Consider the following 23,403-nt stretch of genomic DNA (forward strand, 5'->3'; position numbering starts at 1 on the left):
ACATATACAAAAAAGGAGTTAGTATAACACCAACTCCTTTTACGTATTCTTATCATACTGCTATATCTTCCTTCTCTATATTTTTAATGCCGTAATACGCAATCACAACTCCAATTGCTGCGAGTGCTAGTTGAAGGGGAAGAAAAGTTGCTGTAGAAAACTCTGGGTTGCCATTCATTGCAATTGTGACAACGATAAGAGATGAAACAATTGTAGTTGGCACGGAGCGTTTACGCATTCCGAAATATAATGGGATTAAACTCATCCCCGCAGTTGCAATGGCTAAAGGAACTAGTTTTATTCCTTCTTGCATCAATTGATCTACTGTAAATGAATTAGGAAGAATTGAAAAATAGCTATCTATACCAAAGAAAACTCCTACTACTAAAATGTTAGATACAATAACTGTTATAAATGTTACTATCGCTGTAATAGCCAACTTACTAGCCATCATTTTCTTCCGATTAATAGGGTAAGAAAACATAAGTAGTATTGTTTTATTTTTATATTCACCAATTATTAGCCTTGCGATTAATACACTACCAAAAACAATAAACGTTGCTCTTACTATTGTGCTAGCCATTAACAATATCGTCTCTGGATTCCTTATTTCTGCATCACCTTCTACTTGAGCAATGATGCTCACAAAGATCATTAATGCCAGTATAACAATATTTGCAATAATTGCTCTCTTCACGTACCAACCAAGCTTAAACTTTTTCAATTCTAGCTTCATTAAATGTAGCATGATAGTGTCCTCCTTCCTCCTAAGATTTAATCAATATAAATGACTCCTGTTTCACTTAAAATCTTCGCTTCATTTTTTGCATCACCAATCGTTCCTACTTTTATTTTTTCTGTATTTTTATCTTTCTTAAGTCCTTTTAAATCCACTATTACGTCAGCCGAATTACTTTTAGCCATAAGCTTCAATGATGCCGGGACACCTTTATACCGTACGCCAATATCCCCTGATTTTGTTTCTATAAATAATGATTTTCCTTCTGTCATATCTTTCAGCAATACTTCCCCAAATGTTGAAATGATGTTCATATTTGAGTTACTTACATTTGTTATATAGTTATCACCAGTCGTAGACTTTATATTTAATTCTTGTACTGAACTATCTTTTACAACTAACTCTCCACTTTGCGATATGAATTCACCTTTCTCGGCTGATAGTCCTACAATCATTCCATCCCCAGATTTGCCTTTCGTCACGATACTTTTTACTACTATATCTCTTATTTTCACATCACCTGATTTATTATTTAATACAATTTTATCTATTTCTTTCTTCGGAATAGCTATACATATACTATTCTTCTTCCTAAACGTAAAACCATTAAAAAATTTGTTCGCCTCTTGTTTTTGCTTAACCATAATTTTATTTTCATCATTTTCTATTTTGACGGGATCTATCTCTTTATCTGCTTGTTCACCTTGAGCGGAAATTATTATTTTATTAGCGTCTGTACTTTTAAATTCAAGATTCCAGTTTTCATTGTCTACTTCTATTTCTTTTATATTATTTATCTCAAAAGACTTTTCTTTCTTAAAATCTTTCCCCTGAAATATCTTAAAACCAAAAACCGCACTAGCAATTGTAATGAATAATATTGCAATTACTATTATTTTTTTCACTATTCATACCCCAGTTCGTTTTCGTTTTAAGCTTGCTTCACGCCACATCGATCTTGTCGATTTTACGAAACGATAGATAACTAATGAAAATTCCTAATAAACAGAGCACGATTGGGATAGCTATAAAATCAAACATACTTACTTGACCGTTTCCAGGACCATAGTTACCACTAATCAGCAAGCCAATTATTACTGCTGAAGTAATCGTTGTCGGTGTCGATTTCTTTCTCATTCCAAAAAATAAAGGAATTAAACTTATACCAGATATCATAAATGCACTTATAATAGTACCTGGAACCATAGCTATTATTTCACCTATCGTAGCAGGTGTTTCAATCAGTCCCATCATTGGACTCACAAAATATACGAGCAAGCTAATAATGAAAGTCGCGATAATCGTGCTCACAAAACAAAAACAGAAAACAATTGTTAATTTCGCACTCATTAGCATTTTCCTTTGTAGCGGATACATAAATGATAGTTGTATCGTTTTGTTCTTATACTCATCAATTACTAAACGTGATAAAATGACTGAACTAAAAATAATGAATGTTATCCTAATAAAAATATTTACTAAAGCCATGTTCTGTGTGAAGTCAAAGAAGAGCACGTCTCCCTCGGCTTTCATTCCCCATGCCATAAGGCTTACTGCAGCGAAAATTGCTATAATACAAATTGCTACACTTTTAAAGTAACTAGATAATTGATGTTTCTTCCATTCGAGCTTCATTAATTTAAACATATAAACCACGCCTCCATTCTTTATATACCTGTCTCTACGCTGCTAACATTCTAATTCCAGCAGTAACGAAGCTTAACATTCCTATCACTAGTAGGATTAACAACCATTTCCGCTCTGGTTTTCTATAATATAAAATTCCACTTACTAGCATTACGATAAATCCACTTACCAGGTTCAGCCACAGTCCATTAAGCATGAATGCCCTCTCCATCCATTACATTTAAGAAATATTCTTCTAAGGAACTATGTTTCTTATTAATACTTTCAATTTCCACATCGTTCATAATAAGTGCTTTGGAAATGGCTTGCTGTGTCACCGCCACTTCATAAACCCGAATCATGTTTCCACTCATTATTTTGTAGTTTTTTATACCAAGTTTATCTTCTAAAATATAAGCTGCACGCTTCACATCAGGAACAGTAATTTCAATGTACTCTGTTTGTTTTCCGTTAATACTCTTCATTGAAACTTCTTTTATTAGTTTTCCATTTTGAATGACACCAATTGTATCCGCCATTAATTCCATCTCACCTAAAATATGGCTAGAAACTAATAATGTAATGCCATATTCTTTGCAGAGCATTTTAAATAAGTCTCTTAATTCTTTAATACCAATTGGATCTAAACCGTTAATGGGTTCATCTAAAATGAGTAATTCTGGCTTTGTTACGATTGCCCTTGCAATACCGAGTCGTTGTTTCATTCCTAATGAAAAATCTTTTACTTTTTTATTATCTATACCTTGCAGCTTCACTAAATGTAAAGCATGGTCAATTTCATTTTTATCGTAATAGCCCATATATTCACAATGTAATTCTAAGTTTTCTTTCGCCGTTAATTTATCATAAAAGATTGGATATTCAATAATCGTCCCCATTCTCTTTAATACTTCATAAGATGTATCTGTTAACTTCTCACCGAAAATTTCAATCTCACCGCTCGTCGGTTTTATTAAATTTGTAATCATTTTCATAATCGTTGTTTTACCAGCACCGTTTGGTCCTAAAAAACCGTAAATTTCTCCTTTTTTCACATGCATGTTAACACCGGAAATAACTTCTTTCCCTTTAAACACTTTCGTTAACTGATTTGTTTTTAATATATATGTCATGTTACTTTCCCCTTTCGCAATACTCTATATTTCTATAATAGACAACGGAAATCTCTTTTTTCTTACCCGTTTCTTACAAATTCCTTACGCTGAAAAAAAGCTTGTAGAATCTACTGCTCTACAAGCTAAAACTGTATCTTTGTTAATACAATTGTAAAAATTGTTTTTTCATACGGTTTACTAGAAAGATGGATTTTTCCATCTATCGCTTCCACCAGTCTTTTCGTAATCGTTAACCCTAAACCGCTTCCTTGGTACAATCTATTTCTCGAATCTTCAAGTGTGTACATACGCTCAAACACTTTATCAATATGAGATTCATCAATCCCTTTTCCTGTATCCCATACGTCTATATACACATTCGTTTCATCATCTCTTAACGTCATACCCAGTATCTTTCCATCGTCTCCATATGTAATTGCATTTGATATTAAATTGTTCAATACCCTACCTAATACTTCTACATTTCCAAGTGCATATATATTTCTTTCTGGTATATCAATATGAACTTGAAACCCTTTCGCCGTCACTAAATCATAAAAAGATAAAATCTTCTCACGACAAACTTCATTCATATTTACTTTTGTCATCTCGATTGCCTTGTCACCAGATTCTAGTTTTGCTAAATCAAAAAACTTATGAATCAGTTCCATTACTTCTAGTGTTTTCACATGCACCTTTTCAAGTAATATTTGCTGTTCTTCTTTATTCATCGTTTTATCCTTATTTAACATTTCTGTATATCCAAGAATAACTGTTAGTGGCGTCTTTAAATCATGTGAAATATTTGAAAGCATTTTTCTCATCGAAATTTCTACTTTTGCATGATCTGCATTCGTTTTCTGTTTTGCATCTAATAATTGATTAATTGCCACTAATAATTTTTGCAATTCTAGATCATCTGTCATAACGAGTAGCGTCTCGCCCGTTTGTAAATTTACAATATTTTCTAATTTTTCGTATGTGTATCGTAAATTTTTACTACTATTTTTTCTCATTTTATATTGTATGTAAATGACACATAACAATATAAAAATAATACTTATTAACAAATTGACCATATTACATCACTTCCAACTTATAGCCGATACCCCATAACGTTTTAATATATTCTGGATTAGATGGATCACTTTCGATTTTCTCACGCAACCTTCTCATATGAACATTAATAACGTTATCGTCACCGTAATACTCTTCGTTCCAAATTAGTGTATATATTTGTGCTTTTGTAAATACACGATTTTGATTTTTTACAAACAATTTTAGAATCTCAAATTCTTTTAAAGTAAGTTTGAGAGGCTTCCCGTTTTTTTCCACAGTAAAATTAATTGGATCAATCGTTAAATCACCAATTTGAATCATCTTTTCTGTTGTTTCTGTAGCCGAATATTTCGTAGATCTTCGAATACCTGCCTTTACACGTGCAGCTAATTCAATCATAGAAAATGGCTTACAAATGTAATCATCTGCTCCAAGTCCTAATCCAACAGCTTTATCAACATCTGTATCTTTTGCCGACATCATTAAAATCGGAACAGCACTTTTTTCTCGAATGATTCGTACAACCTCTAAGCCATCTAGCTTCGGCATCATAATGTCGAGGATAATCAAATCAAATGAACCTTTTAAATATGTGTTCACGCCTTCTTCTCCATCAGACGCAATTGTTACTTGAAAGCCCTCTTTTATCAAATACTTTTCCACCATCTCTTGAATTGAGAGATCATCTTCAACTAATAAAATATGATGTGACATATGTCTATCCCCTTTTTACAAACGTTAACAACTCAATTGTATCGTAACTACTACAGACTTGAAACAAATATATGAATTTTCAAACCAACTTCCCTTCCTTCCTTAACAATGATATGATGAAATTCACTACGATTGTTCATAATTAACTTTATATAAAGGAGACTTATCATGTCAGAAAACAAAAAAGTAAGCTTAGCTGATTTAATGCGCGAACAACTTGCTAAGAAAAAGCAAGGAAATGGAAATGGTCAAAATGCAAAAAATCAAAGCCAAGAAACGAAAAAATTACAAAACCAACAAACAAAGAAAACAAACAACCAACGTAGACGTACAGGTGTGTAAATGAACGGACAAAAACGTTCTAATATCGCGCCCGGTCTTGAAGTTGATATTGTATTAAAACAAGATCAACGAACAGGCAAATTAACACGTGGAATTGTAAAAGATATTTTAACAAACTCCCCTTCCCATCCGCATGGCATTAAAGTGCGATTGCAGGACGGACAAGTCGGTAGAGTACAAAATATCGTTCAATAAGAAAAGGAGCTCAAGTAAACTCGAGCTCCTTTTCTTTATTAACCTTTAATTTTCTCGATGAAAACTACTTTTAAGTAGTCTCCTTCTTTAAATTGATCAATGGTACGGAAATCTTCTGGTAAAGAATGTTCTTCTAATATTTTATATTTGCCATTCATTTCTTTAAAGGCTGTATCGATAAAGCCTTTAAACTTTTTCATATCGAATGCGCTACAATTTGTAGAAGCAACGATAATACCGTTATTTTCTGTAATAGCAATTGTTTCTTTTAATAAATTTTTATAATCTTTTGCTGCACTAAATGTATATTTTTTTGAGCGGGCGAAGCTTGGAGGATCAAGTACGACCATATCAAATTTCATCTTTTTCTTAGCTGCATATTTGAAGTAAAGAAATACATCTTCTACAATAATATCTTGTGCTTCATAATCAACTTCATTTACACTAAACTGCTCAATCGTTTTACTTAAACTACGATTTGCAAGGTCAACACTCGTCGTTTTACTTGCTCCGCCAAGCGCTGCAAATACAGAGAAAGCACCTGTATAAGAGAACATATTTAACACTGTTCTTCCCTTTGCATATTTATCACGAATTTGTTTTCGAACGTTACGTTGATCTAAAAATACACCAACCATTGCCCCATCATTTAAATAAATCGCAAAGTTCACACCGTTCTCTTTTACGATAAGTGGGAACTCGCCGCGCTCTCCTGCTACGAAATCATCACCCTCAATATATTTCCCTTTCGTATCAAAACGCTTTTTCTCATAAATACCTTTAAAGTTTGCTACTTTTTGAAGAGCGGCTATAATCTCATCTCTGAAAGTGTAAATCCCTTCACTATACCAACTTACTACGTAGTAGCCATCATAATAATCGATAATTAGTCCTCCAAGACCATCACCTTCACCATTCACCACACGGAATGCTGTCGTATCACTTGATTTATAAAATTGCTTTCGTTTATGTAGGGCAGATTTGATTTTACTTTCAAAGAAAGATTGATTAATTTGTTCACTCTCTTTTCTCGTTAAAATCCAGCCGTATCCTTTATTTTGCTTTCCATAATAACCTTTTCCGACAAAGTTGTTCTTCTCATCTACTACTTTGATGATTGTTCCTTCTTCACGAACATCATTTAAATTTTGAATCGCATCTTTTAAAATAAGCGGATATCCACTTTTAATTTCTTTTATAAATTTCGGTTTTATTTTTACAGTTACTTCTAATCGCATATAATAACTTCCTTTCCATTTGCATGCTTTCTCTACAGGAAGCATTTGAAAAACGAGACTGAAAAAACAGCCTCGTTTCACTATACCATATTATTGCTTTGCTAGTACAACTAGCTCATTCTCGCACTTAACCGCCACATATTTACTATGTTTTGAAATGAAAATCTCACTGTCCAAAATAATAGAAAAAAACTTATATATTTCACATTTACCATTGACAATGATAATGATTTTCATTATCATTTGATGTATATGAGTTCTTGAAAATATAGCTACATTTATAGGAGGAATAAACATGATTATTGTTACAAATACAGCTAAAATTACAAAGGGAAATGGGCATAAATTAATTGAGCGTTTTAATAAAGTAGGTAAAGTTGAAACGATGCCAGGCTTTTTAGGTCTAGAAGTTCTTTTAACACAAAATACAGTTGATTATGATGAAGTAACAATTAGCACTCGCTGGAATGCAAAAGAAGATTTCCAAGGTTGGACAAAGAGCGCTGCATTTAAAGATGCTCACTCACATCAAGGCGGAATGCCAGAATATATTCTTGATAATAAAATTGCTTACTATGATGTAAAAGTTGTACGTATGCCAATGGCTGCAGCACAGTAAGAACAGTCCTTTTTTAAAGTATAGAATATGAGAAGCGTTATCTATCACTTCTCATATTCTATACTTTTTTCTTTAATTTCTTTTTACTAATTTTGCGTGTACAACTAGCCTTCCAGCCTCTGGATCAAGAGCATAATCACAAGTAGAAAGTGTTACGATTTCATCATTAGCCGTCAATTCCGTATCCGTTTTGTACAGTGATTTTTCTTGAATTTCCTTTAAGAACGATGCATATGCCGCATCATTTCCAAAATCCGTTTCAATGTAATAAAAGTCCGTTGTTGTCGTGTATACTGAAAAAACTTCAACGTCGTATCCTTCAAATAATGTATCGTAATATAATTTACGATGAGACATAAAAAAGTCTTCATCCAACATTTTTTTTAAACTACCAAACATAGAACCATCTTTCATACGATGGCCATATAAAATCGTATTTCGATTTTGAGATTTCACATCATTACGATGGTCCATAAAAATGCTTCCCGCTCTCATATCTTCACCTTTATAATTACGAAATAAATAGTAATCATTATCTTTTGCTTGAACGATTGGATAATTAATTTGTGTATCATCCATCGTAATCCATCCGACTATCTCTGGATTAATTTTCTGGAGATCCTGAAACTGTTTACGTACCTCTCCATTTTCTGATTTTTCTTCCATTGGACTTCTTTTATAAATATGTTGTGCCTCAGCCATTACTTTACGATTTTCATAATAATCCATGAAAATCCCGCCCAACTCATACATTGAATAGAAAAAGATTCCTAAAAACACAATTGTAAGTATGCGTTGAAAAAAAGAATTCTTTTTCCGTCCTTTCTTACTATTCAAATTATCACCTCAAAACGGATTATGCTCAGCCTTTAGATTCCCATAGGTACCATGTACAATCCGGTATCTTCATCCTGCTTTACAATGACATCTACACCATATATTGCTTTAACCATTTCTTCTGTTATTACATCATTAGGAATACCTTTCGTAATGATTTCTCCATCTTTCATAACGATAATATGGTCGCTATAACGAATGGCTTGATTAATATCATGTAATACCATTACAATCGTTAGTCCATGCACTTCATTTAACTCTTTCACTAACTCTAATATTTCTAACTGATAGTAAATATCTAAATATGTGGTCGGCTCATCTAAGAAGAGCATTGGTGTATTTTGAGCTAATGTCATCGCGATCCAAACTCGCTGCCTCTCTCCACCAGATAAAGCATAAATTGGCTTATCACGCTTACTTTGTAAATTCGTACATACTAGTGCACGCTCAATCGCTTCTCTATCTTCATCTGTTTGCGGAGAGAATATATTTTTATATGGCATACGCCCGAAGCTTATTAGCTTTTCCACTGTAATATCTGCTGGAGCCTCATTTTGTTGATGGACAACTGCTAGCTTTCTAGCAAACTCTTTCGGTTTATATTCACCAATCGCTTTCCCATCAAGTATTACTTCTCCACTGCTAGGAGCGTGGTTTCTAGACATGACACTAAGTAATGTTGATTTCCCACATCCATTCGGTCCAATGATTGTTGTAATTTTCCCAATTTCTATTTCACTACTAACAGACTTTAAACGATTTGTTACGTTATCGTATGAAAAGGTTACATTTTTAATTTCCATGAACTTTATCACTCTTTCTAAGCAAAAATATTAAGAATGGACCACCAATAACCGCCATAATTGTTGCTGCTGGAATTTCGTTAGGTGGCACAATTAACCTTCCAATTGTATCTGCCGTCAAAATTAATAACGCCCCTGCAAGCGCAGAAAATGGAATTAATACTTTATGGTCTGAACCGACTAATTGTCTTGAAATATGCGGAACTAGTAATCCTACAAAAGCAATAACACCTGCAATCGCTGTTGATACTGCCGCTAAGAGTACTGCAATGGCAGAAATAATAAGACGAACTCTCGTCACGTGCAAGCCTAAGTTTTTCGCAGTCTTATCTTGTAGCGATAATAAGTTACACCAAGCTCCTACGAACAGAGCAAGAATAAGACCAATCGTTCCATAAGTCACCATTATTTCTACATCGCCCCACGTCTTCATTGTTATATTAGAAGTCGTCGTTTGCTTAATACTCTTAATAAAATACCCACAAATCGTAACGAATGATTCATTTAATCCAGTAAACATTGCATTAATGGCAATACCAATTAAAATAATGCGAAGCGGGCTTAATCCTGATTTCCATGAAAACGAATACACGAGATAACATGCAAGCGCACCACCTAAAAAGGCGAATACGGGTGTCCAGAAAAAGAATTGCGGAAACAACGTAATAATAACGAGTGTCATAAAACTTGCTCCTGAAGATATACCGATTACCCCAGCATCGGCGAGTGGATTTTTCATAACAGCTTGAAAAAGCACACCTGAAACAGCGAGAGCCGCTCCAGTGAACAACGCAATAATAATACGCGGGAAACGTAAATCTTTAATGACTTCAACATCTTCATTTCCACCTGTAAATATCCCTTGTACAAGTTCAACAATACCTACTTCTAAACTCCCTTTCATCGCTGACAATGATGTCATAACAATAAGCAATGCAGTAACAATGAGGAAACTCCAAGTTTTTTTATTCATTCTACTCTTCCTTTATATTAAAATGCATCACGGATACATCATTTTTTTCAATTCATCTAACGCTTCAATTGCTGCTAAATTGCCTGTCGTTCCAAATAAACACTCTTCTAAATCGTAAACACGGTTATTTTTAACCGCAGCAAAGTGTTTCCAAATATCATTTGTTTTAAATTCTTTATCAAACATTTTTACAACTTCATCAGGCATACCATGAGCTGCTCGTAAAATAATATCTGGATCAGCTTTCTTTAAATACTCTGTATTAGAAGCTAAATATTCTACTTGTTCACCTTGCACAATATTTTTACCACCTAGTTGTTTCACTAAATCTCCAATATAAGAATGCTCTGTTGCTACTAAATAACTTCCCGGCACACCTAATAAAATAAGTACTGTCGGTTCTTTCTTTCCTTTTACTTCTTTTTGAATGCTAGCAACCTTTTTATCTAATTTAGTTACTACTGCTTCGGCCTGTTTTTCACGCCCATATTTCTTACCTAAATGGCTAATAGAACTTTGCATATTTTTCAAACTCGTTAAATCTAAAAAGTTTGCTTTCATACCCACACCATCAAAAACTGGCTTTAATTCATATTCAAGTGTTGTCACAGATAACACTTCTGAAGGCTTTAATGACTTTACCTTTTCCATATCTGGACTCATTGGATTCCCAACTTCAGGTAAACCTTTATATCGCTTCGGTAAAGTTTTAGAGCTTGTTGGAACGCCAACTAAATCTACTTCTAACGCATCCATAATTTCAGTAACAGCCACTGTTGTTGCAACAACGCGCTCTTTACTCTCACTCTTTACCTGCTTTGCTGTTTCTTTTTTTGGTGATGAGCACCCAGCTATACTCATTAACAAAATGATAGCCATTAGTACACTTGCAATTTTCTTCACTCTCAATCACCACTCCTTTCCATACAATATGAAACAAGTCTTGATGCACGCGAATATGCATCAAGACTCCAAAAATTACAATCTACCTGCTCTATATTTACGAACTAGTAAAGCAAGTGAACCTAGCAGTAACACCATATATAAACCAAGTTGTGCTGTATCTGCAGTTTTTGAGTTTTTCTCTTTTTTCGAATCATTTTTTGTATCTTCTTTTTTCTTCTGACCATCTGCATTTCGGTTAAAATCAGGAGTACCTACTGTTTTTACATTATCTACTTTCGGTGTAGTCACTGGATTTTTCGGTTCATTTTTCGGTTCCTCTTTAAGAGTTCCTAACGCGCCGATATTATTTGTATCAAATTGAATTTGCACATCGTAGAAATGATGGTAGTTCATCTCATCGATGTCTACCTTTACTTTTGCGTTTAATTTTTTAAATAGATCTTCTACTTCAAACTGTACTACTCGCGTATTTACATTTTTATCTTCGCTTACTACTTTCGCATCAGCGAATAGTTCATTGTTTTCCGTTTGGAATTTCGTAATCCACGCACTATTTTTCAGCGTCATCTCAATATATTTTTTACCATCTTTTACGATTAATTTCGCTGGATTTACAACATAGTCATTCATCTTTGAAATCTCATCTGTTTTATCTTTTAATACTTTAAATGTAATATCATATTGGCCATCTACTAAATTTTTCGGATCAACTATTACTTTCGGGTTATTATTTCCACCTTGGTTGTTGTTTCCGCCTTGGTTGTTGTTTCCGCCTTGGTTGTTGTTTCCGCCTTGGTTGTCGTTTCCGCCTTGGTTGTTGTTTCCGCCTTGGTTGTCGTTTCCGCCTTGGTTGTCGTTTCCGCCTTGGTTCCCTAAGGCTTTAATACTGTCTTGATCAAATACAAATTGAACATCATAAAAATGGTGATAATTCATTGAATCAATATCTACTTTTACTTTTGCATTTAATTTTTTAGACAAATCGTTTACTTCTACTTCTACTACTCTTGTATTTTGTTCTTTATTTTCACTTAACACTTTTGCATTAACGAAAGAACCATTTTTCTCAAATTCAAATTTCGTAATCCATGTACTATTTGTTAATGTAAACGATACGTATTTCTTACCATCTTTTACTTTTAATACACCTGGGCTTTTTGTGTATGTGTTCATCATTGAGATTTCATCTGTTTGATCTTTTAACACTTTAAAGCCAATTCTGTATTCACCATCTTTAAGAGCTTTTGGATCAATTGTTGTGCTATTATCTTGGTTATCATTTCCACCTTGGTTGTTGTTTTCACCTTGGTTGTTGTTTCCACCTTGGTTGTTGTTTTCACCTTGGTTGTTGTTTCCACCTTGGTTGTTGTTTTCACCTTGGTTGTTGTTTCCACCTTGGTTGTTGTTTTCACCTTGGTTGTTGTTTTCACCTTGGTTGTTGTTTCCACCTTGGTTGTTGTTTTCACCTTGGTTGTTGTTTCCACCTTGGTTGTTGTTTTCACCTTGGTTGTTGTTTCCACCTTGGTTGTTGTTTTCACCTTGGTTGTTGTTTCCACCTTGGTTGTTGTTTTCACCTTGGTTGTTGTTTCCACCTTGGTTGTTGTTTTCACCTTGGTTGTTGTTTCCACCTTGGTTGTTGTTTTCACCTTGGTTATCTAACGACTTAATGCTACCTTTATCAAATGCAAATTGAATATCGTAAAAATGGTGATAATTCATTGAATCGATATCTACTTTTACTTTTGCATTTAACTTTTTCGATAAATCTGGTACTTCTACTTCCACTACGCGTATATCAGTTTTTTTATCTTCACTTATTACATTTGCATCAACAAACGAACTATTTTTCTCAAATTCAAATTTTGTAATCCAAGAACTGTTCGTTAACGTAAATGATACATACTTCTTACCATCTTTTACTTTTAGCACACCTGGACTTTTTGTATATGTGTTCATCATTGAAATTTCGTCTGTTTGATCTTTTAATGCCTTAAAATTGATGCTGTATTCACCATCTTTAATTGTTTCAGCATCTGGTTTTTTATTTTCATCTGGTTTTTCTACTTCTGGTTTTTCTACTTCCGGTTTTTCTACTTCTGGTTTTTCTGCTTCCGGTTTTTCTGCCTCCGGTTTTTCTACTTCTGGTTGTTTCTCTTCATTTTTAATTTGTTCAAGTTTATCTTGTTCAAATAAAAGTTGTACATCATGCATTTGCTTATAATTTCTTGATGCCATTTCGATAAATACTTTTGTATTTAGTTTTTTAGATAAATCGTTTACTTCAAACTCTACTACTCTTGTATCTTTTTCCTTATCCTCACTCACTACTTTTGCATCAACAAATGCGCCATCTTTTTCCGTTTGGAAATTTTTAATTAATGAGCTACTTTTTAGTGTTACAATTGCTTTTTTCTTACCGTTTTCTACTTTTAATACTCCTGGATTTACCATGTAACTATTCATCTTAGATTCTTCATCTGTTTGATCTTTTAACACTTTAAATGGAATGCTGTACGCACCATCTGTAATTGTGTTAGAATTTGGTTGTTGATCTGGGTCAGGCTTTTGGTCGGGCTTCTGACCTGGATCGGTAGTTTCATTTGGATCTGGCTTATTAGCTGGGTCCTCTTTTTCATTTGGTTTTTCTACATGAATTGGTGTAATGCTATTTTGATCAAATGCAATACGAACGTCGTACTCATGATGATAATTTAAAAAATCAATATCTACTTTTACTTTTGCATTTAATACCTTCTCTACATCTTCTACATCAAATTCTACTACTCTTGTATCTTTTTCTTTATCTTCACTAATTACATTTGTCGCAACTAGCTTACCTGCTTTTTCTGTTTCAAATTTCGTAATCCATGAACTATTTGTTAATGTAAAGGATACTTTCTTTTTCCCATCCTTCACTTTTAAAGTTCCCGGACTTACTGAATATTGATTCATCATCGATTCTTCATCTGATGTATCTTTTAAAACTTTGAAGCCAATTGAATATTCACCGTCAGCCAACTTGGTAGCTGCTTGAACTGCAAGTGGTTGTAATGTTGATACGAATGTAAATATCATTAAAAACATAGCAACAATAATTTTTGTATACCTGTTCAATGGAACGACTCTCCCTTTTGAAAATTATTTAATACTGTTCCCATCAAATACAAAGCGAATATCATACGAAGCATTATAATTAATAATTGGAATATTAATTTTCACCTTGCCATTTAGTTTTTTTGACAAGTCAGCAACTTCAAATTCTACAACTCTAGTATTATCTTTTTTGTTTTCACTTAACACGGTTGTTTCTACAAATTGACCATCTTTTTCTACTTGGAAACTTTTAATAGAAGCACTATCTTTCACTTTAAATGAAACATATTGTTTTCCATTTTTAACTGTTAATGTTGCTGGGCTTTCAAAATAACTATTCATTCTAGACGATTCATCTTTATCGCCTTTCCATACAGTAAAAGCAATATTATATTTTCCATCAGCTAGTTTTGTAGCAGCCTTTGCATCTTGTAAACCTAGTGTTGCGATAAATGTAAATAAAACAGCAAATACGGCAATAATCATTTTAAATTGTTTAAACATATATTCATCACCCTTCAAAAGATTTATTTACTCAATTTCACTTTACGAATTAAGAAAGCACCTGAAATAAGAATTAACGCTGCAAACAATCCAATACGTGCTTCATCGCCTGTTTTTGGGTTATCTGTTTTTTCAGCTTTTCCATTTTCATTTTTTGTTTCTTTATTCACTTCTTTAGCTGTTTCCTTACTCTCTACTTTTGTTTTCTCTTCTTTTACTTGTGTATCTGTTTTCGCTTGATCATTATTTTTTGTTGTAGCAGCTACGCCATTATCGCCACCTACAGCTTTTACATTTGCATCAAAAGCAAAACGAATTGTGTAGTGGTGGTCATAGTTTGCACTTGGTACAACAACATGAATTTTTACAGCTGCCGGTTTGGATAAATCATCTACTTTAAACTCTACTGTTCTTTTATCTGCCGATTCATCTTTACTAACAACTTTCGCATCAACAAAATTTCCGTTCTCTGGTGCTTTAAATTCTGTAATCCAAGCACTATGATTCATCGGAACTTGTACTCTCATCTCACCGTTTTTCACTATTAATTTTGCCGGCTTTTCAAAATAGTCATTTGCCATTGAAGCTGAATCATTTTCCGCTTTTTGAATTACGTAATTAATATCGTAAGTACCATCAGCTAGTTTTGCTGAAGCATTCCCGTATGGCATTACAAGAAAAGCTAGCATACATACGAACGTTATAATAAAAGCGGGTAATACAGAAACCTTTTTCATTTTTCTTGTTTCCTCCTTGGTTATCTTTCATTTCACTTTTTCTGAAAATGATAATTATTCTCAATTCACAAGAAAAAAATAATCTCTTCTACCTATTATTTAATTAGCATTCTTTTATGTAACATAAGCATTATTGATTATCATTCTCATTCGATATTAAAAATAATATCTCACCCTATTCCTTATACGAAGGCATAGAAACTGAGAAAAAATTATAAAACGTATTTATTGATTATCATTCTCAATGTAAGTCGAAAAAATAAACTTTCTCTTCTCCTCTTCTCCTCTTCTCCTCTTCTCCTCTTCTCCTCTTTCACCTCTTCCCATAACAACACTATAGTTATAGAAACCCCGTTTCCCTCACTTCCCTTCCAATATTTCCACAACTAAGTCAATCTTAGCCTACTCATAAATTTTTTGTCAACTATATTACGTATAAAATTTTTAATATCTAAATTTCTCTATATGCGGCTTTTTTTACAAAAAAAGAGACTTTCTATTATAGAAAGCCTCTTTTCTCTATTTTTCTACAGCAATTTCCTGCTTTCGAAACTTAGAAACTATATAACCAAATCCTATACCGATTATGCCTGGAACTAACCAACCAATCCCTACACTATATAATGGAATCTTATCTAAAATAGGTGCTAGCGCTGCAATTTGAAGGTTTGCATTGTGTAACCCATCAAAGAAACTTATTGCAAATGCTCCTACAATCCCGCCCACATACATCGCTAATGGAAGACGAACGTAGTTTTCAACAAGTGATAATACGATAAGTACGATTCCAATTGGATAAATTGCGATTAAGATTGGTAATGCTAATGCATTTAACTGAGTTAACCCAAGGTTTGCTACCATAAATGCTAATACACAGAAAATGAAAACGACTTTTTGATAAGAAAGCTTTGGTAATAAAGAAGAGAAGTAATCACCACAAGCTGCAACAATACCTACAGAAGTTGTTAAACATGCTGCTGTAATTGCGATCCCTAGTAATAAAGTTCCGTAGCTACCAAATAAATGATTCACGACATTTGTTAAAATAATTCCTCCGTTTGCGCCCATTCCAAGTGACACACTAGAAGCTCCAAGATAAGCAAGTGCTAAATACACAAGTAGTAGACCAAGCGCTGCAATAAATCCTGCAAAGATTGTTACTTTTGCAATACTGTTTTTATTTGTAATGCCTTTTTCTTTTAACGCATGAATTACAACATTTCCGAATACCAGTGCTGCAAGTCCATCTAAAGTTAAATATCCATCAATAAATCCTTTGAAGAGAGGAGCACTATACGCTTCTGTCGGTGCACCAAATTCTCCAATTGGTGTAATAAGTGCTTTACCTACGATAATTGCAATAACAGCTAATAATATTGGAGTTAGCACTTTACCAATACGACCCACTAATTTCGAAGGATTTAAAGCTAAATAGAAAGTGACTGCAAAGAAAATAAGTGTAAAGATAACAAGTGGATATGACTGACCAGCTATCTCACTTGGTAAAAACGGTGCAATACTCATCTCATAAGCTACTGTTCCTGTACGCGGCACACTTACGAATACGCCTAAACATAAATAAATTGCAGTGATAAAAACAAGTGCGAATATAGGATGTACACGTCCTGCTAGCTCATTAATATCTCCCTTTAAAGCTATAACAATTACTCCTAATAAAGGTAGTCCAACGCCTGTTACGATAAAACCAAACAACGCAATCCATACGTCTGTTCCAGCGCCTTGTCCTAACGCTGGTGGAAAAATCATATTACCCGCACCAAAAAACAGTGCAAATAACATTAAACTTATTGCAAACATCTCTGAAAACTTTAAAGATGATTTCATTTCTACTAACCTCCTAAAATAATAAATTAACAAAATATTCTGAATTAAAATCCGTCACATATCCTCTTTCAAGCATACTTCCCCGTAAAAGAACGCAAAAAACACCCGTCCCTAATAAAGGGACGAGTGTTGAAATCGTGGTTCCACCCTTATTCTAATAAAATGAATTTATAACGAAATAAGCTCATTTTATAGCTCGTGTAAATTGATAACGGTTTTATCCGCCAAGAATTACAATGCATCATGTATGCAGTTCACTCTTGAAGTTTAGAGGTGGTAAGCTTGTCTTTTCGTATTAGGAAGCTCACAGCCTAAGGCTTCCCTCTCTGAGAATCGTAAAATACAACTCATGTCCTCATCATTACTTTTATAAAATATCTTGTCGAAACTTGTTGTTTTTTATTATATGGGCTATTTTTTAAAAAATCAATAGTTTTATTTTTTCTGACAAAAAAATATAGGGAGAAAATTTTTCCTCCCTATAACTGCCCTATTAAAATTTCTAACTCTTCAGCTGTAACGCTCCGCCACTTTCCAACTTCAAGCTCATTTAGCTCTATATTCATAATGCGTACTCGCTTTAGCTTTATTACAGTAAATCCGAAAGCACGACTCATTCTACGAATTTGCCTGTTCATTCCTTGCGTTAAAACGATACGAAATGTTGATTGATCGACTCTTGTCACTTTGCACGGCTTCGTCATTCCATCTTTAATCTTTACACCGCGGGACATCTCATCAATAAACCAGTCCGTAAAAGGTTTATCGACTGTGACAACATATTCTTTCTCGTGCTCATGATCACCATGTAAAATTTGATTCGCAATGCCGCCGTCATTCGTTAATAAAATAAGTCCTTCTGATGCTTTATCTAATCGCCCAACTGGAAAGATTCGCTCTGGGTAATTGATATAATCAATAATATTATCTTCAATATGATCGGCTGCTGTACAAGTAATTCCGACTGGTTTATGAAATGCGATATACACTTTTTCTTTCTCTTCTTTTACAATAACTTGCCCATCAATCGTTACCCTATCACCATCGCTTACGAGTGCACCGTGCGTACATATTTCGCCGTTAATAGCCACGCGTCCAGCTTTAATGAGACGATCTGTTTCACGTCTGGAGCATAATTTTGCTTCGCTTATGTATTGGTTGATTTTCATGTTCTATTCCTTTTCACATATATTAAAAGCGTCAATCTATGGCAATATCATTCTGCCACGATTGACGCTTTTTCACTTCGCAAAAACAACTAAATAAATAACCCCAATCACCAAAAATATTCCACAACAAGCTAACAATACTTTTGCAAGTTTGTCCATAAACATATAATGGTTTCCCCTTTGTTTCGTTGTTTTCTATTTTAATTCGACAACTGTTACGCCTAGGCCTCCCTCGCCCATGTCACCGTAACGGAAGGTTTTTACACCGCGATGCTTCTTCAAGTAATCTTGTACACCTTGGCGAAGTGCTCCTGTCCCTTTACCGTGAATGATTGATACGCGAGGATAGCTTGCAAGCTGGGCATCGTCTAAGTATTTCTCAACGCGCGCCATTGCATTTTCAAATCGTTCACCACGAAGATCAAGTTCTAATGAAACGTGATAGTCTCTACCTTTTACCGTTGCAACTGCTTTTTTCTCTGTTTGCTTCGGTGTGTTAATGTATTCCATATTAGATTCTTTCACTTTCATCTTCAGAATACCGATTTGTACGCTCCACTCTGTATCGCTTACTTTTTCAAGTAGTTGACCTTTTTGACCGAACGTTAATACTTTCACTTCATCACCTGCACGTAACTGTTGTTTCGGTGCAGTGTTTTTCACATTTACTTTTTGTTTCTTAACAAGCTCTGGCGCTGCGCCTTCTAGACGACTCTTCGCTTCAATTAGCTCGTGGTCTTTCACATTTGCAAGCTGTGCTTTACGCAATTGACGAAGTTCTTGAATAATACCTTCTGCTTCTTTCTTCGCAGCTTCGACTTTTTCTTCCCCTTCTTTTTGCGCTTTTAATAATCGTTCGTCGCGATCTTCGTTAAATTCAATAATTTGACGTTGTAACTCACGATGAAGTTTCTCAGATTGTTTGCGAAGCGCTTCTGCTTCGTTCCAGTCACGCTCTGCGTTCTTCTGGCTTTCTTCTAACTTCGCAATCATATTTTCAATTTTATTCGTATCTGTACTAATGTGGTTACGTGCTTGGTCAATAACGCGATCAGATAATCCAAGACGTTTCGAAATTTCAAAGGCATTACTACGTCCTGGTACACCGATTAATAATTTATACGTTGGGCTTAACGTGTTCACATCAAACTCAACACTCGCATTAATAACTTGCTCACGGTTATATCCGTATGCTTTTAATTCTGGATAATGCGTCGTTGCAACAACGCGAGCACCGCGATTACATACTTCATCTAAAATTGAAATGGCAAGTGCAGCCCCTTCTTGCGGGTCTGTTCCAGCACCTAATTCATCGAATAAAACTAAACTTTCAAAATCAGCTTTTTCTAAAATATCAACGATGTTCACCATATGTGAGGAGAACGTACTTAAACTTTGTTCAATCGATTGCTCATCACCGATATCAGCAAAGATATTTTTGAATACACAAATCTCTGACTCATCCATTACTGGAATGTGAAGGCCAGATTGCGCCATTAACACACAAATACCAACTGTTTTCAGCGTAACTGTTTTACCACCTGTATTCGGTCCTGTAATAACAATTGTCGTGAAATCTTTACCTAACATAATGTTATTTGGCACGATTATTTCTGGATCGATAAGCGGATGGCGTGCTTGTCTTAAGTCCATGTAACGCTCGTTATTTACAATCGGCTTTGTCGCTTTAATTCGCTTCGCATAAAAAGCTTTCGCAAAGATGAAATCAAGATTTGCAACTACTTCTACGTTTGATAAAACGATATCGGCTTCTACTGCTACTTCTTCTGTTAACATCAATAAGATGCGTTCAATTTCTTGTTTTTCTTTCACACGTGCTTCTTGTAGTGCATTATTTAATTCTACAATTACTTGTGGTTCAATAAATAACGTTTGTCCAGAAGCAGATTGATCGTGAACAATACCGCCATATACGCCGCGATATTCTTGCTTTACTGGGATTACGTAACGTTCGTTACGAATCGTTACAATCGAATCAGACAGCATCTTTTGCGCGTTTGAAGAGCGCGTCATATTTTCTAACTTTTCACGAATACGGCTTTCCGCAGTACGAATTTGAGTACGAATACCACGCAGTTTATCACTTGCGCTATCGACTACTTCACCGCCGTCACCGATGCAATTTGTAATTTTCTTTTCTAAATCATATAAAGATACAATTTGAGCGACGTGAGTTTCTAAAATCGGAAGCTCGACACCGTTATCAGCCATATCTTCAATGAAACGTTTCATATTACGACTACCATACATCGTATTCGCAATATCAAGTAATTCATTTGGACTTAACATACTCCCAATTTTTGCACGCTTCACATTTGAGCGAATATCCGTAATACCACCTAATGGTGCACTACCTTTTAAACGAATAACTTTCGCTGCTTCATCCGTTGTATCTTGCATTTCTACAATTTCTTCAAAATCAGTGCTCGGCACTAAATGCTTCACTTTGTCACGACCAAGTGAAGATGCTGTATGTTCAAGTAATTGTTCTTTTACTTTATTGTATTCTAATACACGCAACGTTCTTTCTAACATGTTGCAGGTCCCCCTTGTATTACTTATTACGTTTAATATAGTCTAATAAACGTTCAATATCCCACGTGTTAATCACGTTATCTTTTTGAATCCAACCTTTACGTGCTGCTGCTACACCTGTTTCCATATCTTCTAACATTTCAAGCGTATGAGCATCCGTATTAATCGCTACTTTCACACCAGCATCTTGTGCTTGTTTTAATAATTTCGCGCTTAAATCTAGACGGTTCGGATTCGCATTTAATTCTAAAACTGTATTTGTCTCTTTTGCTAGTTCAATTAATAAATCTGTATCTACATCATAACCCTCACGACGCCCGAGAAGACGTCCTGTAGGATGGGCAATCATTGTGACATGTTTATTCTCAAGTGCAGTACGTAGACGCTTCATAATCGTTTCACGGTCTTGTGAGAAGCTAGAGTGAATCGCTCCAATGACATAATCTAATTCTGCTAATACTTCATCATCAAAATCAAGCGAGGCATCTGGTAAAATGTCCATTTCAATTCCGCGTAAAATTGTAATGTCTGGATACTTTTCATTCATACGTTCAATTTCTTTCGCTTGCTCACGAAGACGCTCTTTCGTTAAACCGTTCGCCACTTTCAAATATTGCGAGTGATCAGTAATCGCCATAAACTTATATCCACGAGCACGGCACGCTTGTACCATTTCTTCAATAGAAAAAGCACCGTCACTCCAAGTTGTATGCATATGTAAATCACCTTGTATATCGGAAAACTGAATTAAGTTCGGATACTCTTTAATTAATTCAATTTCTTTTCCATCTTCACGCACTTCTGGCGGAATAAATGGCAAACCGAAATGAGCAAAGAAGTCTTCTTCAGTCTCAAATGTTTTCACTTCACCTGTTTCCAAGTTCTCTACACCGTACTCACTAATTTTCTCGCCTTTATCTTTTGCGATTTGACGCATTTTCACATTATGGTCTTTTGATCCTGTGAAATGGTGAAGAGTTGTAATAAACTCTTCTGGTTTTACTAAACGGAAATCAATTGAAATATCATATTCATATTGAAGACGGACAGAAACTTTCGTATCTCCACTTGCTATTACTTCAATCATATTATCAAATTGTAGTAAATGCTCACGTACCGCTGCTGGTTCTGTTGTTGCAATGATAAAATCTAAATCTTTCACTGTTTCACGAACACGGCGCAAACTACCAGCGCGAGAGAAACGAATTACTTCAGCAATATTCGACAATTTCTCCTCTATTTCCCCGGCAATAGGCAATACCATCGCAATTGGTAAACGCTCTGGACGAGAGCCTACTTGATCGATTGCTTCTAATATTTTCTCTTCTGTCTTCTTACCGAAACCTGCTAAAGCTTGTACTTTATTTTCCTCACAAACAGCTTTTAGCGATTCCATATCAACAACACCAAGTTCTTTGTATAACTTAGCTACCTTCTTACCACCAAGACCTGGTAGTTTTAATAACGGCAATAAGCTACTTGGTACTTCTTTTTCAAGTTCTTGTAATACTTCAGATGTTCCCGATTCTATATATTCTTGAATAACTGCTGCTGTTCCTTTTCCGATGCCCGGAATCTTCGTGAAATCTTCAATCTCAGAAAGACTACGATCATCACTTTCTAATGCTGCTGCCGCTTTACGAAATGCAGATATTTTAAATGGATTCGCGCCCTTTAATTCCATAAAAAGCCCGATTGTCTCTAATAATTTGATCACTTGTTTTTTATTTACTTTCATCATTGCCCCGCCTTTCTTTCATAGAAAAAAACTTCTCTTTCCGAAAAAAGAGAAGTTATACTCTGCTACCTGTCTGCCATAGTTCCTTCACCTTTTCAGATAGAATCGGTGTATCGTCTACAATTATTTTGCTAATTGATGATTTTTGTAATGGTGTTTGTACTTGTTCAATCGGAAGAATGTTTCCAATGATAATTAAGACAAACAAAATAATATATACTTCTAAAAATCCGAGGATTGCCCCCGCAAACGCATTTACTTGCTTTAAAACCGGTATTTCTGCAAACATATTTAACAAATTACCAAGTAATGAAAGTGCAATTTTAGTAATAATAAACAATATGATAAACGCAAGCGCTTGATAAAATACTGTCTCAATATTATTTGCATCAATCCATTCTGGAACAGATACGTTTTTATCAAATGGATACGGAATAAATTTCGCAAGTGCTGGCGCTAAATCTTTACAGTACCAGTATGCAACAAGGTATGCGATAATAAAGCTTGTTAACTTTACAAGTTGCAGAATAAACCCTCTGCGTAAGCCGAGGAAAAATCCCATAACAAGCAGTAAAATGATAATAATATCAATCAT

23 protein-coding genes and 1 other annotated feature are annotated in these 23,403 nt (G+C 34.6%); of the genes, 3 read left to right on the forward strand and 20 right to left on the reverse strand.

What is annotated here, in order from left to right; translation table 11 throughout:
* Positions 1–52 precede the first annotated feature (52 nt).
* The 7 genes from ACTL4X_RS22875 to ACTL4X_RS22905 all read right to left on the reverse strand — a co-directional run bounded on the left by ACTL4X_RS22875 (position 53) and on the right by ACTL4X_RS22905 (position 5,253).
* Entirely contained in the window at positions 53–748 is a 696-nt protein-coding gene (locus tag ACTL4X_RS22875) for an ABC transporter permease (RefSeq protein ID WP_000902926.1), read from the reverse strand.
* 26 nt (positions 749–774) lie between these two features.
* Entirely contained in the window at positions 775–1,644 is an 870-nt protein-coding gene (locus ACTL4X_RS22880; RefSeq protein ID WP_000720987.1) for a DUF4097 family beta strand repeat-containing protein, read from the reverse strand.
* A 37-nt stretch (positions 1,645–1,681) separates the two neighbouring features.
* A complete protein-coding gene (locus ACTL4X_RS22885) occupies positions 1,682–2,386 on the reverse strand; it encodes an ABC transporter permease (protein ID WP_000475552.1) in 705 nt (234 codons plus the stop codon).
* Between the two features lie 34 nt (positions 2,387–2,420).
* Complete coding sequence (locus ACTL4X_RS22890) at positions 2,421–2,582, reverse strand: hypothetical protein (RefSeq protein ID WP_000931817.1); 162 nt, start codon at positions 2,580–2,582, stop codon at positions 2,421–2,423.
* Positions 2,575–3,498, reverse strand: coding sequence for an ABC transporter ATP-binding protein (locus ACTL4X_RS22895; RefSeq protein ID WP_000221069.1), 924 nt, complete (start codon positions 3,496–3,498; stop codon positions 2,575–2,577). Before ACTL4X_RS22895 ends, ACTL4X_RS22890 begins: the two co-directional genes overlap by 8 nt.
* 125 nt (positions 3,499–3,623) lie before the next feature.
* Positions 3,624–4,559, reverse strand: coding sequence for a HAMP domain-containing histidine kinase (locus ACTL4X_RS22900; protein ID WP_441394953.1), 936 nt, complete (start codon positions 4,557–4,559; stop codon positions 3,624–3,626).
* 1 nt (position 4,560) lies between these two features.
* Positions 4,561–5,253, reverse strand: coding sequence for a response regulator transcription factor (locus tag ACTL4X_RS22905; RefSeq protein WP_000018056.1), 693 nt, complete (start codon positions 5,251–5,253; stop codon positions 4,561–4,563).
* A 168-nt stretch (positions 5,254–5,421) separates the two neighbouring features.
* Between ACTL4X_RS22905 and ACTL4X_RS22910 the strand changes: the two genes are divergently transcribed.
* Together ACTL4X_RS22910 and ACTL4X_RS22915 are read left to right on the forward strand one after the other, a co-directional pair.
* Positions 5,422–5,595: a hypothetical protein gene (locus ACTL4X_RS22910; protein WP_001293578.1), complete on the forward strand. Its 174-nt coding sequence runs from the start codon at positions 5,422–5,424 to the stop codon at positions 5,593–5,595.
* Positions 5,596–5,790 (forward strand): YwbE family protein, encoded by a 195-nt coding sequence (locus ACTL4X_RS22915; protein WP_001014310.1) that lies wholly within the window; start codon positions 5,596–5,598, stop codon positions 5,788–5,790. It begins immediately after the preceding gene.
* A gap of 38 nt (positions 5,791–5,828) precedes the next feature.
* Here ACTL4X_RS22915 and ACTL4X_RS22920 read toward each other — a convergent pair whose 3' ends face one another.
* Positions 5,829–7,028 (reverse strand): class I SAM-dependent rRNA methyltransferase, encoded by a 1,200-nt coding sequence (locus tag ACTL4X_RS22920; protein WP_441394954.1) that lies wholly within the window; start codon positions 7,026–7,028, stop codon positions 5,829–5,831.
* A 295-nt stretch (positions 7,029–7,323) separates the two neighbouring features.
* Between ACTL4X_RS22920 and isdG the strand changes: the two genes are divergently transcribed.
* A complete protein-coding gene (gene isdG, locus ACTL4X_RS22925; RefSeq protein WP_000587818.1) occupies positions 7,324–7,647 on the forward strand; it encodes a heme oxygenase in 324 nt (107 codons plus the stop codon).
* Positions 7,648–7,719: 72 nt separating this feature from the next.
* On the opposite strand, the gene srtB is transcribed toward isdG, so the two are convergent.
* From srtB to ACTL4X_RS22985, 12 genes are all read right to left on the reverse strand, one after another.
* Entirely contained in the window at positions 7,720–8,484 is a 765-nt protein-coding gene (gene srtB / locus ACTL4X_RS22930; protein ID WP_001086126.1) for a class B sortase, read from the reverse strand.
* A 32-nt stretch (positions 8,485–8,516) separates the two neighbouring features.
* Complete coding sequence (locus ACTL4X_RS22935) at positions 8,517–9,287, reverse strand: ABC transporter ATP-binding protein (RefSeq protein ID WP_000403758.1); 771 nt, start codon at positions 9,285–9,287, stop codon at positions 8,517–8,519.
* Positions 9,277–10,260, reverse strand: coding sequence for a FecCD family ABC transporter permease (locus tag ACTL4X_RS22940; protein WP_001036848.1), 984 nt, complete (start codon positions 10,258–10,260; stop codon positions 9,277–9,279). Before ACTL4X_RS22940 ends, ACTL4X_RS22935 begins: the two co-directional genes overlap by 11 nt.
* Before the next feature lie 27 nt (positions 10,261–10,287).
* Complete coding sequence (gene isdE, locus ACTL4X_RS22945; RefSeq protein WP_002204706.1) at positions 10,288–11,169, reverse strand: heme ABC transporter substrate-binding protein IsdE; 882 nt, start codon at positions 11,167–11,169, stop codon at positions 10,288–10,290.
* Between the two features lie 69 nt (positions 11,170–11,238).
* Complete coding sequence (locus tag ACTL4X_RS22950) at positions 11,239–14,280, reverse strand: NEAT domain-containing protein (RefSeq protein WP_441394955.1); 3,042 nt, start codon at positions 14,278–14,280, stop codon at positions 11,239–11,241.
* Between the two features lie 24 nt (positions 14,281–14,304).
* Positions 14,305–14,763: an NEAT domain-containing protein gene (locus tag ACTL4X_RS22955; protein ID WP_000476164.1), complete on the reverse strand. Its 459-nt coding sequence runs from the start codon at positions 14,761–14,763 to the stop codon at positions 14,305–14,307.
* A 23-nt stretch (positions 14,764–14,786) separates the two neighbouring features.
* Positions 14,787–15,500 carry a heme uptake protein IsdC gene (gene isdC / locus ACTL4X_RS22960; RefSeq protein WP_000757953.1) on the reverse strand — a complete coding sequence of 238 codons (714 nt, stop codon included), beginning with the start codon at positions 15,498–15,500 and terminating at the stop codon, positions 14,787–14,789.
* 519 nt (positions 15,501–16,019) lie between these two features.
* The gene (brnQ6, locus tag ACTL4X_RS22965; RefSeq protein ID WP_000842636.1) at positions 16,020–17,345 is read right to left on the reverse strand and encodes a branched-chain amino acid transport system II carrier protein BrnQ6; all 1,326 of its coding nucleotides are present in this window, start codon (positions 17,343–17,345) and stop codon (positions 16,020–16,022) included.
* A gap of 115 nt (positions 17,346–17,460) precedes the next feature.
* Positions 17,461–17,716: a binding site (T-box leader), on the reverse strand.
* Positions 17,717–17,824: 108 nt separating this feature from the next.
* Positions 17,825–18,514: a 23S rRNA pseudouridine(2604) synthase RluF gene (locus tag ACTL4X_RS22970; protein ID WP_000700716.1), complete on the reverse strand. Its 690-nt coding sequence runs from the start codon at positions 18,512–18,514 to the stop codon at positions 17,825–17,827.
* 195 nt (positions 18,515–18,709) lie between these two features.
* A complete protein-coding gene (locus ACTL4X_RS22975) occupies positions 18,710–21,070 on the reverse strand; it encodes an endonuclease MutS2 (protein ID WP_000893713.1) in 2,361 nt (786 codons plus the stop codon).
* Positions 21,071–21,089: 19 nt separating this feature from the next.
* The gene (polX, locus tag ACTL4X_RS22980; protein ID WP_000867532.1) at positions 21,090–22,808 is read right to left on the reverse strand and encodes a DNA polymerase/3'-5' exonuclease PolX; all 1,719 of its coding nucleotides are present in this window, start codon (positions 22,806–22,808) and stop codon (positions 21,090–21,092) included.
* A 55-nt stretch (positions 22,809–22,863) separates the two neighbouring features.
* Entirely contained in the window at positions 22,864–23,403 is a 540-nt protein-coding gene (locus ACTL4X_RS22985) for a CvpA family protein (protein WP_000565409.1), read from the reverse strand.

The organism is Bacillus sp. RE35 (assembly GCF_052146655.1).
Lineage (GTDB): Bacteria > Bacillota > Bacilli > Bacillales > Bacillaceae_G > Bacillus_A > Bacillus_A cereus.